At 41.8% G+C, this 14,916-nt stretch carries 11 protein-coding genes; 6 read left to right on the forward strand and 5 right to left on the reverse strand.

The features are described from left to right. Window positions 1-4: 4 nt before the first annotated feature. From ygiD to DYH63_RS08845, 5 genes are all read left to right on the forward strand, one after another. A complete protein-coding gene (ygiD, locus tag DYH63_RS08820; RefSeq protein ID WP_116788461.1) occupies window positions 5-895 on the forward strand; it encodes a 4,5-DOPA-extradiol-dioxygenase in 891 nt (296 codons plus the stop codon). Next, window positions 892-1,623, forward strand: coding sequence for an alpha/beta hydrolase (locus tag DYH63_RS08825; RefSeq protein ID WP_205528296.1), 732 nt, complete (start codon window positions 892-894; stop codon window positions 1,621-1,623). The genes ygiD and DYH63_RS08825 overlap by 4 nt, the downstream gene beginning before the upstream one ends. 209 nt (window positions 1,624-1,832) lie before the next feature. Beyond that, window positions 1,833-2,207, forward strand: a complete 375-nt coding sequence (locus DYH63_RS08830) for a cupin domain-containing protein (protein ID WP_116788463.1) — start codon at window positions 1,833-1,835, stop codon at window positions 2,205-2,207. Window positions 2,208-2,309: 102 nt separating this feature from the next. Then, the gene (locus tag DYH63_RS08835) at window positions 2,310-2,990 is read left to right on the forward strand and encodes a YceI family protein (RefSeq protein ID WP_116788464.1); all 681 of its coding nucleotides are present in this window, start codon (window positions 2,310-2,312) and stop codon (window positions 2,988-2,990) included. A gap of 828 nt (window positions 2,991-3,818) precedes the next feature. Beyond that, entirely contained in the window at window positions 3,819-5,129 is a 1,311-nt protein-coding gene (locus tag DYH63_RS08845; protein ID WP_116788465.1) for a DUF389 domain-containing protein, read from the forward strand. Here the strand turns inward: DYH63_RS08845 and nhaA are convergent. The 3 genes from nhaA to DYH63_RS08860 form a co-directional block, all read right to left on the reverse strand. Next, entirely contained in the window at window positions 5,116-6,321 is a 1,206-nt protein-coding gene (gene nhaA, locus DYH63_RS08850) for a Na+/H+ antiporter NhaA (protein WP_116788466.1), read from the reverse strand. The two genes, DYH63_RS08845 and nhaA, sit on opposite strands and share 14 nt — an antisense overlap. Window positions 6,322-7,284: 963 nt before the next feature. Beyond that, window positions 7,285-7,743 (reverse strand): DUF305 domain-containing protein, encoded by a 459-nt coding sequence (locus DYH63_RS08855; RefSeq protein ID WP_116788467.1) that lies wholly within the window; start codon window positions 7,741-7,743, stop codon window positions 7,285-7,287. A 146-nt stretch (window positions 7,744-7,889) separates the two neighbouring features. Then, window positions 7,890-9,995, reverse strand: a complete 2,106-nt coding sequence (locus DYH63_RS08860) for a bifunctional alpha,alpha-trehalose-phosphate synthase (UDP-forming)/trehalose-phosphatase (protein WP_369692834.1) — start codon at window positions 9,993-9,995, stop codon at window positions 7,890-7,892. A 572-nt stretch (window positions 9,996-10,567) separates the two neighbouring features. Here DYH63_RS08860 and DYH63_RS08865 point away from each other — a divergent pair. Beyond that, window positions 10,568-11,638 carry a mechanosensitive ion channel family protein gene (locus DYH63_RS08865; protein WP_116788468.1) on the forward strand — a complete coding sequence of 357 codons (1,071 nt, stop codon included), beginning with the start codon at window positions 10,568-10,570 and terminating at the stop codon, window positions 11,636-11,638. 38 nt (window positions 11,639-11,676) lie between these two features. On the opposite strand, the gene DYH63_RS08870 is transcribed toward DYH63_RS08865, so the two are convergent. Together DYH63_RS08870 and DYH63_RS08875 are read right to left on the reverse strand one after the other, a co-directional pair. Further along, a complete protein-coding gene (locus DYH63_RS08870) occupies window positions 11,677-13,419 on the reverse strand; it encodes an APC family permease (protein ID WP_116788469.1) in 1,743 nt (580 codons plus the stop codon). Between the two features lie 130 nt (window positions 13,420-13,549). Then, window positions 13,550-14,794, reverse strand: coding sequence for a cation:proton antiporter (locus DYH63_RS08875; protein ID WP_116788470.1), 1,245 nt, complete (start codon window positions 14,792-14,794; stop codon window positions 13,550-13,552). Window positions 14,795-14,916 lie beyond the last annotated feature (122 nt).

Raw genomic sequence — 14,916 nt, forward strand, 5'->3', positions numbered from 1 at the left:
TACAATGGACAGAAAAGATTTTCTAAAGACTATGGCTATTTTACCTTTAGGGGCTGCAGCATTAAAGCTGGGCACTCTTAAATCAGTAACCGACACCTTTGCTCCAACAGAAAGGATGCCTGTCCTGTTTTTGGGGCACGGCAACCCTATGAATGCCCTGGCCGACAACAATTTTACCCAAGGGTTTCAGGCAATTGCCAAAACTTTGCCCAAGCCCCGCGCTATATTGTGTATATCGGCTCACTGGGAAACCAAAGGCACTTTTGTAACTGCCATGAAAAAGCCGGAGACCATACATGACTTTGGAGGCTTTCCAAAACAGCTTTTTGATTACCAATACCCTGCCCCCGGCAGCCCGGAGCTTGCTATGGAAACACAGCAGTTAATCAAATCGGTTCCTGTTGGATTGAGCGACGCATGGGGCCTTGACCATGGCTGCTGGACGGTAGTTAAATTTTTATACCCAAATGCAGATATCCCTGTAGTAGAAATGAGCATCGATTACTCGCAGCCCGCCTCTTACCATTATGCCCTTGGCAAAGAGTTGGCGGCACTACGACGCAAAGGCGTACTTATTGTGGGCAGCGGTAATTCGGTACACAACCTGCAGCTCGCTGCCTGGGATAAAATGATGACTCCGGGATACGCCTTTGACTGGGCTACCACGGCCAACGAAAAGATAAAAAAAATGATCCTGGATAAAGACCACCAGTCGCTTATTAATTTCGACAAGCAAGGCCGTGAGTTTAAACTGGCCGTACCAAGCCCGGAACATTATATTCCATTACTATATACACTGGCATTACAGGAAAAAGACGAAAAGGCTACGTTGTTTAATGATGGCATCGTGGCGGGGTCGCTCAATATGCTGTCGGTTAAAATAGACAAGGCATGATCAAAAATAAATATGTAAGGGGCATTATCGTTATCCTTATTTTAGTTTCAACTTTTAGTTTTACAGTTATGAATAGTACACCAACACAACCCAAGCTGCATTACCTGGTAAGGCAGCCCAAGGTTAAGACAACGCACCCTCCTCTATTACTTTTACTTCATGGGGTTGGGGGCAACGAGCAAAACCTGTTTTCATTTGCCGATGCATTGCCCGATAACTATCTGGTGGTTTCAGCACGCGGCCCACTTACCCTTGGTGCTAATAGCTTTGCGTGGTTTCAGGTCGATTTTTCGAGCGGCAGGCCACAGATCAATGAAATACAGGCAGAAGCCGCAAGGGTAACCCTACTTGATTTTATAGAAACCCTTAAAAAAGACCTGGATTTTGACGAGAAGCAGGTCTACCTGATGGGCTTTAGCCAGGGAGGTATTATGAGCTACAGCGTGGCACTTACCGAACCGGAGAAAATTAAAGGCATTGCCGTAATGAGCGGAAGGCTATTACCGGAGGTTAAACCTTTGGTTGCCGATGAAAAACGCCTGGCCAAATTAAAAATATTTGTATCGCACGGTAAGCAGGACCAGGTTTTGCACTTTCCTTTCGCTACAGAGGCTGTCGATTATCTGGAAAGCAAAGGCCTAAATCCTGATTTTCATCAGTATGATGATGGCCACACGGTAAACCAGCAAATGCTTGCCGATGTTATAACCTGGCTTAACAAAAATTAGCCTGCTCTCGCCCTGTATTAATTATCCATCCTTAAACTACATTAAGGGTAAATATTAAAATAGTTTATTCCGGTTAGCTTGATAAAGCAGGAACTTTGCCATAAACAACCGTTCGTAAATCCAGATGTAGAAGTCCTTCCGAACGGATAAATAATTTAATGATGAGAAAAATCCTGACACTGGCATTTTTAATTTTATCCAGCTTTGTTATGAAAGCACAAGACCAATACAGTGGAAAACTAAAGATCGAAAAAATGATGGAATCCGGCCAGAACAGCATGGGCCAGAAGATTGTCTACCCCGATTTTAAAGATGCCAAGGTAAGCATGATGAAAATCACGTTTCCCCCCGGAGAAACAACCGGCTGGCACAAACACGATATTCCTGTATTCTCCTACGTGATGCAGGGAACACTGACTGTAGAAATGGAAGACCACAAAATTATGGAATTTAAAGAGGGCACCTGCTTTGCAGAATCCTTCAACCTGTATCATAAAGGCACAAACTTAGGAACCAGCGATGTAGTGGTTTTTGTAGTGTACTTGGGCGGAGATGGAAAAAGTTTATCGATTAAAAAGAAATAGCAATTTTTTTTCAAATAATAACAACATATCGAATTAAGGATTTTTCCTTAAATTCGGAAGTTAAATAGTAAAAAAACAATTAATAATTAAACACAGTAAAAAATGAAAAAATTTAATGTACTTACACTGGCAGCTGTTACTTTATTTTTAACGGCATGTGGTGGAAAATCATCTGAAGAAGTTAAAACAACCGAAGAGCAGCAGGTAGCCGAAAAAACAGGCGAAGTGCTTGCTGTAAACCTTGAAACATCTAAGGTAGACTGGAAAGCATTTCATAAAGGGGGCATGGCTCCGCGTTGGGGAACCCTTGCTATAAAATCAGGCGAAGTATCTGTTGAAGGTGAAGCGCTTACAGCTGGTGACTTTGTTATCGATATGACATCTCTTAAAGTAGACCCAGCCTCGGTAACAGAAAAAGATAAAAAATATTCTGAATTAGAAGGCCACTTAAAAAGCGCTGACTTTTTTGACGTTGAGAAAAACCCAACGGCTGATTTTAAAATTACCAGCGTTACCGCTTTAGATGGAGCAGCAGCGAAAGATGCAGTAGCAGGCGCTAATAAAACCATAAGCGGAAACCTTACCCTTAAAGGTAAAGCACTTAATGTTACATTCCCTGCAAAAGTTACGGTAGCAAACGGAACCGTGACACTTGAAGCTAAATTTACGGTTAACCGTACCGATTGGGATATCAAATTTGGATCTTCTGAGGCAGACCCTGCTGAGTGGATGATAAGCAAAGATATCGAAATCGGTATCAATGTTAGCACAGCCAAAAAATAATAAAAGGTTTATTATTATTCTAAAAGTGCTCCTCGTTCTCTAAAACGGGAGCAATTTTTTTGCGTTATTTATCAGACTATAAATTTGCTTTAAAGACGATACTAATTAGATACTTAGCGCAGAATATTTACCTGATGCACCTCTGTTGGCGTATACCCAAAATGATACAACGGACCCTGGAGCAAATGCGCCAGACTTACTTGGTATATCAGGAAGCTCCAGTTGTGTTCCAATTAAGCTGGTCTCACTATTTGAAACTAATGTGGAGTGATGATTATATTGAGAGAAGATTTTATGAAATAGAATCTGTAAAAAAAAATGGAGCTTAATGGAATTAAACAGGCAATATTATTGTGCCCTTTTTACCCGGCGTTCGCTTACAAGAGACGGATCAGAGGTTCTAAGGCCATCTATAGAAGGCCAATTGTTAGAAAACCAAAGGATCTTATTTCAAGATCGTTATATCCTGGAATTTATCGGGTTGCCTGACCGAGCAAGCTATTCTGAAAGCGAACTCGAGTCAAAGCTGATTGAGAAGTTGGAGCATTTTATCCTGGAATTGGGTACTTTAAATCTGTCGCCAGGCAGGACCGTTTAAGTTTCGATGATAAGCATTAGGATCGACTTGGTATTTTACAACCGCATCTTAAAATGTTTTGTACTTATTGATCTAAAACATTATCGAAGACCCAAATTACAGCGTAGCTACTGACCGTTTTTAGCATAATCATAAAATTAGGTTGATTAACTGGTAATTTATTTTTAACTTAGTATTGCAACAGTAGCGAAAGGCGGCCTAAAGGCCGCCTTTCTTATAACACAGGTTAAATGAAAAGAATTACAGATATACTGAACCTGCGCGATGGCGAAGATGACAGGCAAAAGACATTAGAAAGCGTTAAGAAAAATATTGATTTTAAGGGAGCTAATCTTTGGATTCTTGCCTGTGCCATCATTGTGGCCTCCGTAGGGCTGAACGTAAATTCTACGGCAGTCATTATAGGGGCCATGCTAATTTCTCCCCTAATGGGTCCAATCGTGGGTGCGGGCTTTGCCCTAGGCATTTATGACTTTACCCTGCTCAAAAGGTCATTACGAAATTTGCTTAATGCGACGGTAGTAAGCCTGTCCGTTTCTACGCTTTACTTTTACCTTAGCCCTTTTAAAGATGTACAGTCAGAGTTGCTTGCCCGCACGTCGCCCAATATTTATGATATCCTAATTGCTTTTTTTGGAGGTGTCGTAGGGGTTATCGCTGTCACACGTACTGAAAAAGGAAATCCGATTCCGGGTGTGGCAATTGCTACCGCTTTAATGCCGCCGCTATGTACCGCGGGATACGGGCTAGCGACAGCACATTGGTCCTTCTTCTTTGGCGCATTTTACCTGTACTGCATCAACTGCGTCTTTATTGGGATCGCCACATTCATTATAATCAAATACCTCAAATACCCCGCCATCAAACAGGCAAATGAAAAACAGCAAAAAAGGGTGAAAATAATTATACCTGTTCTCATTACGGCAATGCTCGTTCCCAGTGGTTACCTGGCGTATTCTTTGTATAGGGAACAACAGTTCAAGAAAAATGCCGACCTTTTTATCGAAAGGGAGTTTAGTGATAAAGGATATACCGTGGTTTATAAAAAGACGGATTTTAATCCTAAAGGCAAAAAGCTGGAACTAGCCTTCCTATCCAAGAGGTTTGATAGCTTAGAAATTAAAGAACTTAAAGAAGAAATCAACGACAACCAATACCTAAGAGGTACGTCACTCGTTATACGGCAGGATAGCACCGACCGCTTTAATGCACTTAAGGGCGATATCCTCAGCCAGATTAAAAGTAGCGAAAATGAAATGAATGCTAAGGATGTCAGGATCGTGCAGCTTGAAAAGGAACTGGCAAAGAACACCTTTGATAATAAACAGCTTTTAAAAGAAAGCAGGGCATTATTTCCAACGATTACTTCCATTTCCGTGACCAAAAATACCCTTGTTACTCCCAGAGATAGTGTTATTCCCCTCACGGCTGTAATCTATGATGTTACCAAAGCGTTGAGTGGTGATGACCAAGAAAAATTCAGGAACTGGCTTAATGAGCGGTTATCGGTTAAGAATGTGGAACTTTTTAAAAAACAATAGCTTTCTTATCTTGTTTTTGCTTTTGTTGCCTTCTATTGTACAGGCTTAAAACAGCATATCCTGATATACCGGCAAATATTGAAGCAACCAGCACGGCAAACTTCGCTTCATTTTGGTATTCGGGTTTCTGAAATGATAATAGGGCTATAAAAATTGACATGGTAAAGCCAATGCCCCCCAAAAGGCCTAACCCTAAAACATGAATCCAGTTAGTTCCTTCAGGAAGGTCCGCTATCCTTAATTTAACCGATAGCCACGACATTATAAAGATACCCGCGGGCTTTCCTAAAAACAGCCCCAGCACAATGCCCAGCCCAAGGTTGCTGGCAAGCCCTTCGATCATCCCCGATTCAAAAGTAATGTTGGTATTGGCAATGGCAAACAGGGGCATAATGAAAAAATTTACCGGGCGTGTTAAGGCATGCTCCAGCTTCTCAAGTGGCGAATCGGTATCTTCTTCATTGGTGGGCAGGGTAAGTGCGGTGAGCACGCCGGCAATCGTAGCATGGATACCCGAATGGTGGATAAAATACCACATTAAGGCACCGGGCACTAAATAAAAAAACAGGTTTTTGAAGCCCAGCCTGTTAAAAGCAATTTGCAGGGCAAAGATACCGGCTGCATACCCCAGGTATATAAAATGCAGGTCGGACGAATAGAATACCGCGATAACTAAAATAGCCATAAGGTCGTCCACAATGGCCAGTGCCGCCAAAAATATCTTCAGGCCGGAAGGTACCCTGCTTCCCAAAAGGGAAAGTATCCCTAAGGCAAACGCAATATCGGTAGCCATGGGGATGCCCCAGCCCTTGGAAGTTGAAGTATCGGCATTAAATAGTGCGTAGATCAATGCTGGTAGTGCCACCCCGCCAATGGCTGCCAGCACAGGAAGTGCAGCATGCCGTAGCGTCGACAGCTCTCCCTCTATGATTTCCCTCTTTATTTCGAGCCCTACAAGCAGGAAAAATATTGCCATAAGCCCGTCATTGACCCACAGTAAAACCGGATAGCGCAATTCAACCGTGTCATTGGCAAAACCAAGTTCGTTGTTCAGCAGCTCCTGAAAAGATTCCGCCCAGCCCGTGTTAGCTATTATGAGTGATACTGCCACACATAAAAGCAGGATGATTCCACCGGCCGATGATGAGTGAAAAAAACGCGCGAAAATTTTGAGGTTGATGAGTTTTGCCATAGGTGCAAAACTAACGGTTATTGCCTGATCAGGCAAGTATATTATCTTGATAAACCTAAAGAATAAAAAGTTATGATCTATCCATACCACTTTATTTCGTAACCCTCGGAGCGAATTCTGTATTAGCTTGCCTTACTCTTTTTTAACGAAGTGTAACAAATTACATACTGAAATTACAATACCTAAAATAGCAAGCAATAGGATCGTTATCTCATAAAATATCAGTCCTGGCTCTAAGGAGTGACAGAACGCAAACATAAGCTGGAAAATAATTTACTGACACAGTACCTATATAAATACAATAAATATTAGCCGTTACCAAGCTTTAGGTTAATTGCTTCTTCATGATTAATTAAGTTTGTATGTTTGGAGTACTTAGCCTAATGAGCAATAATCGCTCCTGGTCATATTTAACCATAATTTTCTCCCGCTCTATTATTCCTTTTAAAGGTAAGTGCCGTGATTTATACCACTTGTTTTTATAGCGGCCTGAAATTGGTAACTGCACCTTCTATGTTACTTACATCATTCTTATGCGTAAAACAGAAAGATTAGTGAAATACGGGAAGTCGTTGAATAGCATTGTGAGCTTTCACCTCCTGCACCGACCGGGTGCGACCATTGCCGAACGGTCTTATATTCGCAGCATCGCCCTGACCGAGATTAAGGCTGTTTCGTGTGAGTGAATCAGCCGGATGAATTAGATTTCATCTTTTAAGAGAGTGAAAATTGCTGCAATTTAATACTGTCAGATCGTATTTCCACTCCGTTCGCAAAAGGGGGTGACAGGCAGTAAAGTCTTTGTCTAAAACAGTCAAAAGTACCTATTGAGATTGCCTTATACGGGCAAGGCCTTCAGGTCTACTGTGCAATACTATAAAATATCACTTCAACGAAATGGGATATTATAATGGTAGTAAGCCTTAAAACCAGAGCAGATCGCTTTTATCTTATTTGTATCTATTATTTCATGCGCTGAAGGATCTGCTTCATCTGTAGTATTTCTTCCTCCTGAGATTTTATGATGCTATCGGATAACCTCCTTAACTCCGGGTCTTTAATATTCGCATTTTTACTGGTCATTATAGCGGATGAATGGTGAGGAATCATTGCCTTCATATATTGTACGTTTCCAATAAATGCCTGGCTTCGCAAAGCAGTGAATGCAAATACAAAAACAGCAATAGCAGCTATTGTTATGATAGAATTAAGTTTTTTAATCGTATACATACTGCGCATCATCGCTAACATTAAGAGTGCCATGGGCGAAATCATTAGAAGTGTCATATACAGCCTTGTGAAGCTTAAATAAATGTGGCTGAATTCATCCACATTAAAAAACATTACGATATACATAATTACAAAAGAGATAAGTAACATTAAGGCAAGCTTCCTGTAAGGGGTGGTAGTGCTGTTTTCCATAGTATTTTTTTATTTAGCAAGTTACATATATAATAATGAGAGACTTAACAATAATCGTGTTTAACAAGTTATTGGCAGTGGATAGCGCTATTTCAGATGCCTGAAATGATAAGCCCCATATATAGATCTGATTCTTAAAATAATATTTATTCGGCGAAATCCGCCAAAATTGTGCGCACTTCGCGGGGATCTTTAATAAAATAGCGGGCAGCCGTTTTTTGGCTGCCTACCTTTATGGTATAGGCAGTATCAGGCAGTTCCTCAAACATAAACTCGTCGGTCCAGTCATCGCCGACAGCGAGTATAAAATCATATTCTTTGCCACTGGTCAGCCGTGAGGCTGCCCGGCCTTTGTTTACGCTGCTGCTTTTTACTTCAAGCACTTTATTACCCTCTAAAACCGACAGCGAATTATTGGCAAGCAGACCGGTAAGTACATGTTTAAGTTCCATGGTACGCAGGTTCGCTAAATCGCTGTCCGCCCTTCGGTAATGAAATGCAAGGGAGTAGTTTTTCTCCTCGATAAAAGTACCCGGTGTACTGTCACTAAAATTTTCCATTATGGGCCTTATGTTTTCTTTCCAATCGGTTTTAAGCCGCTCCAGGCTTGTCCAATCCTTTCCTCTTTTTCGCAGCCATACGCCGTGGTCAGTTATAAGGGTATAATTTTTATGGCCAAACCATTGCTCAAGTGTAGCACGGTCCCGGCCGCTGATAATGGCGACCTCTGTACTTTTATCGGCCGCCAGGGCGTCTAAAAGCTCATATAGGTTGGCATCGGGCCGGGCATCTGCCGGGATATTCTGGAAGCCTACAAGTGTGCCGTCATAATCGAGGAGCAGCAATTTTCTTATTGCCGTCTTGTAATGCTGCCTTATCTTTTCACGGTGCACACCATTGAATTTTTTAGAAACCGCAACAGGCTCAATAACTTTAGTCGTGGCAAGGGCTTTCATGAATTCTCCGGCCCATCGTTCCACATTGTACCGTGACACCCTTTTTTGGAGGGCGCCCATACGGGCTTTTTGCTCATCGGCAGGCATCTCTAACGCGTATTTTATACTGTCAGCAACCTGTTCAAAATTATTAGGGTTCACTAAAATTGCCTCATGGAGCTCTTTTGCTGCCCCTGCCATTTCGCTTAATATAAGCACCCCTTCTTTGGTTGTCCTTGTGGCTACGTATTCTTTTGCAACAAGGTTCATCCCGTCCCTGATGGGTGTAATCAACGCTACGTCGGCAGCTACGTAAAGGTCTATAAGGTCGTCAAAAGGCATAGAGCGGTAAAAATACCAAATTGGCGTCCAGTTTACGGTAGCTAACCGCCCGTTGATCCGGCCCACCAACTCATCTGTTTCCCGCTTCAGCATCTGGTACTGGGGTACATCTTCCCTTGATGGGACCGCCAGCATAACAAGCCGGACCTTGCCTTTATATTCAGGGTATTTATTCAGGAAGTATTCAAATGATTTTATCCTGTTGGGTATTCCCTTGGTATAATCCATCCTGTCAATAGACAATACAAGGCTGGCATCCCCGTAAGACAAATTATGCAATTCGATATTGCGCATAAGCTCGGATTTTGACTCCTCAGGCCTCAGGCTATGCTCAAGTGCGGCACTGTGATAGCGTGTGTAGTCTATACCCATTGGGAAAAAATCTACCTTTATAACGCGCTCTCCGTATACAATCTCATTGAACCTTACCTCAAGCCCGGTGATCCTGGCTGCTGAACTGAGAAAGTGGCGCACATAATCATACGTATGAAAGCCAATCAGGTCGGCACCCAACATACCGTTAAGCAACTCATCGCGCCATGGGCAGGTACGGAAAAGTTCAAAAGAAGGGTATGGTATGTGCAGGAAGAACCCTATTACAAGGTCGGGCCGTTGTTCCCGGATCATTTGCGGGAGCAGTAAAAGTTGGTAGTCATGTATCCATATCGTGTCGCCTTCATCCGCATTGCTTATCACAACATCGGCAAATTTTTGATTTACCTCTTTATACGACTCCCAATGGATGAGCTCAAATTGCGTGTAGGCCTGGAAATAATGAAAAAGGGGCCATAAGGCCCTGTTACTGAATCCGAAATAATAGTTTTTTATATCTTCTGCTGTCAGGGGAACCCTGATGCATTTTTCATCCCGCAGGGCACGGTCAACGTGCGCATGCTGTCCATCCCCAATTTCTTCTTCCGTGAGTCCGGACCAGCCTATCCAGATCCCGTTGCCCTGAGAATGCACTGATTTCATGCCCGTGGCAAGCCCCCAATACTGGACTTGGCCACAAGGGTATCATTATCAAATCGGAGATCGACAGGAAGGCGGTTGGAAACTATTATAGTTTTATTCATCTAAACGGGTTTACATTAATAAGCGGTTTACGTAAATTTAAAAAATTACATCCCCAATACCAACCTATTACACAACTTTATGATTAAAAATAATAAATCCCCAATGTTTATCGCCCTACAATATTTTTACTTTGCGTAGGTGCTACAATGATACTTAAAATGAAAATTCAGACCGGCAGCCCCTTAAGTTCGTAAAAATGTTATAAATTAAAATTTTCTTGGAATGCGATTTTAATATGCGTAATTTTGAACCACTAATTATCGGAACACTACTATATATTTATAGCTGTGTGTAAATAATTCGTTATTGCTTTACATCGATGGGCTGTTAATTCTACACCCCGGCTACCACAGGTATAATTTTCCGACACCCTGACAATCCATCACTAAAAGTACCCCTGCGTCTACATTATACATCTTAGTATAGCTTTGTGCCCGTTAATCACAATAACACAACGTAAAACTTTTACTATGGATAACATTCTGAATGTACTTTTTTTAGACAATACGCTTATAAATTGGATAATAGCAGCGATAATAATCACAGTATCTTTTTTAATCACAAAAATTTTAAAAACTGTTGTAATCAGGCGGTTAAAAAAATGGGCGCTTACCACGAATACCACTTGGGATAATTTTATAATTGATATTATAGACAGGTCTGTAATCCCACTTTTGTATATCAGCTCGGTTTATTTTGCCCTCCTGACACTGAAATTCAATGCCACTGTGGAGAGGGTTATCCATATTGCCTATCTTTTCTCCGTTACTTTTTTCGTGTTAAAAGTTATTAGTGCCGCATTTAAAAAGTTTGTATATTCCTTTATACAGCGCGAAGAAGATAGTGAAAGTAAAGAAAAACAGGCCGGCGGGCTTATTGCAATTGTAAACATCATTATTTGGATCTGTGGTGTAATTTTCCTTATAGATAATATGGGGTATAACGTAACTACGCTTATTGCCGGGCTGGGTGTGGGAGGTATTGCAATTGCACTGGCCGCACAGGCTGTACTGGGCGACCTTTTTAGCTACTTTGTCATATTCTTTGACCGCCCGTTTGAAATTGGCGATTTTGTTACCTTAGGCGATGAAAATGGTGTTATTGAATATATTGGCATTAAGACCACCCGTATTCGTACCCTTAGCGGAGAGCAGCTGGTTTGCTCCAATACGGACCTGACTAATTCCAGGCTACACAATTACAAACGCATGGAAAAGCGCAGGATCGTGTTTTCACTCGGGGTTACCTATCAAACCACTCACAGGCAGTTAGCAAATATACCCGTAATGGTAAAAGATATTATAACCTCCCGATCGCAGCTCCAGTTTGACAGGGGACATTTTTCAGGCTACGGGGACTTCAGCCTTAATTTTGAATTTGTTTATTATGTGCTCAGCCCTGAATATAATATCTATATGGATAACCAACAGGGCATCTATCTGGACATCTTTACTGCTTTTGAAAAAGAGGGTATTGAGTTTGCCTTCCCCACACAAACCCTGTTTGTAAACCAGGAAGCACAAGTACAAGAAGGAGTTTAATCCAATGTGGGCCTTAAGGTAACGCCAGCTCATTGTAGCTACATTATTAGCCGGACGCCTCCAAGCTCGGAAACCCTGTAGGAGAATTTATCACCGGGAGAGGCAATAAACATAAAGTTTTTAGGGATGCCCCATTCTTCGGAAAGTTCATTGATAAGGTCCGGCCCGAAAACCCCGTCGATTTCTACAAATTCGATGTGTATATCAGGATACGCCCTGTCAAGCACTTCCAGGTCTTTCTTTAACGCTTCATTACAATCATCACTACCTTTTACATTAACAATCTTGAGCTTTCTGGTAGTTTCGTTATCCTGTACGTATTGCATCACCTTGTTTAATATCGCAACGTCATCGCCTTTAGTAAAAAACACAAATTCCTGCGAATTAATTTTGCGGTGCATTTTCTTTAAATAGCGATTGCTGACTATAGCAAACCTTCGCACCGGTTTGTAAAAATATTCCAGGGAATCAAGGCTTAACTGGATAATCAGGGAGCGGTTCAGCATAATAAGTACCAGTACTATTGCGGGTACCAAATATTTTATAAAAGTTATAAAGGCATCCCTGTTGAGGATGATATTACCGAAAAAGCCAACGACAATAAAGGCTATTGCAACAACCACGGCCAACCCTTTAGCTTTCTCAGGCCTGGGTAATTTCCGGCGCTTTACCTTTAAGAGCAGGTTGCCAATTCCAAACAGTGCCATCACTGCAAGGAACGAGAACGTATATACCCCGGCAAGCGATTCAAGTTCCCCATTAGTGACAAACATTACAGATACACAAAGAATTAGGAACGTTATAATGATCCGGTAATTAGAGCCGTTCTTGTTTTCTTTTAAAAAATAATTGGGCAATATACGGTCCAGCGTCATCCTTTGAAGCAGCCCCGAAACACCTACAAAAGAAGTAAGCACCGCGCCGCATAAAACCAATACGGCATCGATAGATATGAGCCACGATAGCCATGCGCCACCAGTGGTATGCCCCAGGTAGGATAAAAGTGATTCCCTGTGTTCTCCAAGTTCAGCAATCGGTATAATAGCAATGAGCAGCAATGCTATTACGGGGTTAAAAAAACTTACGATAGCCCACATATTGCGCAGTGTTTTTCGGAATACACCCGGCTGCTGCTCCTCTACAAAGTTTGCGGAGCTTTCAAAACCGGATATCCCCAGCATTGCCGCCGAAAAGCCAAGGAATAGCGTATAGATAATTCCCTTTGACGTGAGTGGGAGTTCCCAGTTAAGGTGAAAGGTATCTAAGCCATTTGAAAAAACAAACCACGCCGAGGCCGCTACCAACAGTGTTAAGGAAAGCAAATGGGTTATAAAGATAATTACAGCAACAATCGCCGATTCCCCAATGCCTATAATTGCCAGAATTGTAAACAATACAAGTACAACACCGGCAGCGATAAGAACATTAAGCCCATGGAAAATGGTACTTAAATAATGCATTGCTTCGGTAGCTGAAATTACGGCGGTAGTCATATATGAAAGTACCGTAAGCACCGCGGCAAAAGATGCAATGCGCTTTGTAGAGGTATTAAGCAGTACATTATAGGCGCCTCCATTAAGTGGCAGTGCACCTACCACCTCGCTGTAAATTTTGCGGAAGAGGAATAAGACAAACGCTACAATGAGCAGGGAAAGCCATGCATATTGTCCTGCGTAGCCTATGGTTAGCGCTGATACATACAGGCAGGATGAAGTTATATCATTACCGCAAATAGCCGTGGCCTGTAGTTCATTAAGTTTATGCTTTATCTTTTCTGTCATAATTAAGATTTACTTGGAATATTTCTGGATAAGTTTATCGTAAACATTTATTTGAGGAGGTGATTTACTTTAGTATTTTGCTGCTTCAAATCGAATATACCCTACCAGCATAACTGTAAAATACCTCTTTTTAATTCTGTTTCCGGCTCAATATCCTGGCCACTTTGCCTACGGTAAGCCCCTGAATCATAATGCTGAAAACAACGCAGGAATAGGTGATAAACACAAGGACATTTCTCGCAGGACTTTCCGGCAGGGAGAGTACCAATGCTATTGAAAGCCCTCCGCGCAGGCCGCCCCACACAATTATTTTTGCTTCGTTTCCCGTAAAATCTACAACTTTAGGCAACAACAATTTAGGAAGAAATATAACTATTATCCGGGATGCCAATACGATCACTACTGATACGACCCCGAGTAAAAAGTACACGCTTTCGAATTCGATTACCACCAGTATGAAAGCGATGCTTATAAATAATACTGCATTGAGTATTACATCCACGAGCTCCCAGAATTTATGTACATATTCCTGAGTTTTATCACTCATAGATTTTTCCCTCTTGTAATTCCCTACAAGCAGCCCCATAACCACCATGGCTAATGCTCCTGATAAATGCATGTAGTTGCTGACAGCATAGCCCGCCATAACAAATGCCGCGGTAAGCAATACTTCGGTTTCATAATTATCAATTGATTTTAACAAGTAATGCAGGCAAAAGCCTAAAGCAAGCCCGAAAATGAGGCCGCCTATGGCTTCCTGTAGGAAAAGCACCCCAAAGTGCGCAAAATCAATTTCGGAATTCCCCAGTTTCAAAGTTTCAAGCAGGGCAATAAATATGACTACCCCGACGCCATCGTTAAATAAAGATTCGCCTACGATGGTCGACTCTATTTTCTTCGAGACGTTCGCTTTGGTAAGGATACCCAAAACCGCTATGGGGTCGGTCGGTGATATCAGCGCCCCAAATATCAGGCAGTGCAACAGGCCAAGGGTAACGCCAAAGGCATTTGCCGTGTAAAATAAAGTTGCACCAATCAGGATTGTTGAAAGTGCTACACCCATAACGGCAAATAATGTTATAGGTTTAAGCTGGCTCTTAATACTATCCCATTTGGTATGCAGTGACCCGGCAAACAAAAGAAAACCCAGCATAATATCCATAATGACCCTGCTCAGCTCAACTTTAGAGAGGATGGCCCTGATCTGCATGTAATGCGTAATATCCCACCATCGGCTACTAATAATTAGAAGGGAAAGTACCGTAGATAAGAAAAATAGGCCTATGACAAAAGGCATGCGTATAAACCTATGGTTTATGTAGGCAAAGCCTGCTGATAACGTAATGAGGACAACAAGTATTAAGTAGGCGTTCATCAATAATTTTTATTTGCAATTTACAATTTTCCGAAGTATTCATCTTCGAAATATAATGGTTAAGTTTATTCAAAATCGCTACAAAATCTGCCCTTAGCTTCCTACCTTTAGCATAAAAAATA

The sequence above is a fragment of the Flavobacterium psychrotrophum genome, from assembly GCF_003403075.1.
Lineage (GTDB): Bacteria > Bacteroidota > Bacteroidia > Flavobacteriales > Flavobacteriaceae > Flavobacterium > Flavobacterium psychrotrophum.

Bases quoted from the DNA above. Each gene is read 5' to 3' on its own strand.
- ygiD (WP_116788461.1), top strand. From the start codon at position 5: ATGGACAGAAAAGATTTTCTAAAGACTATGGCTATTTTACCTTTAGGG.
- DYH63_RS08825 (WP_205528296.1), top strand. From the start codon at position 892: ATGATCAAAAATAAATATGTAAGGGGCATTATCGTTATCCTTATTTTA.
- DYH63_RS08830 (WP_116788463.1), top strand. From the start codon at position 1,833: ATGAAAGCACAAGACCAATACAGTGGAAAACTAAAGATCGAAAAAATG.
- DYH63_RS08835 (WP_116788464.1), top strand. From the start codon at position 2,310: ATGAAAAAATTTAATGTACTTACACTGGCAGCTGTTACTTTATTTTTA.
- DYH63_RS08845 (WP_116788465.1), top strand. From the start codon at position 3,819: ATGAAAAGAATTACAGATATACTGAACCTGCGCGATGGCGAAGATGAC.
- nhaA (WP_116788466.1), bottom strand. From the start codon at position 6,321: ATGGCAAAACTCATCAACCTCAAAATTTTCGCGCGTTTTTTTCACTCA.
- DYH63_RS08855 (WP_116788467.1), bottom strand. From the start codon at position 7,743: ATGGAAAACAGCACTACCACCCCTTACAGGAAGCTTGCCTTAATGTTA.
- DYH63_RS08860 (WP_369692834.1), bottom strand. From the start codon at position 9,995: ATGAAATCAGTGCATTCTCAGGGCAACGGGATCTGGATAGGCTGGTCC.
- DYH63_RS08865 (WP_116788468.1), top strand. From the start codon at position 10,568: ATGGATAACATTCTGAATGTACTTTTTTTAGACAATACGCTTATAAAT.
- DYH63_RS08870 (WP_116788469.1), bottom strand. From the start codon at position 13,419: ATGACAGAAAAGATAAAGCATAAACTTAATGAACTACAGGCCACGGCT.
- DYH63_RS08875 (WP_116788470.1), bottom strand. From the start codon at position 14,794: ATGAACGCCTACTTAATACTTGTTGTCCTCATTACGTTATCAGCAGGC.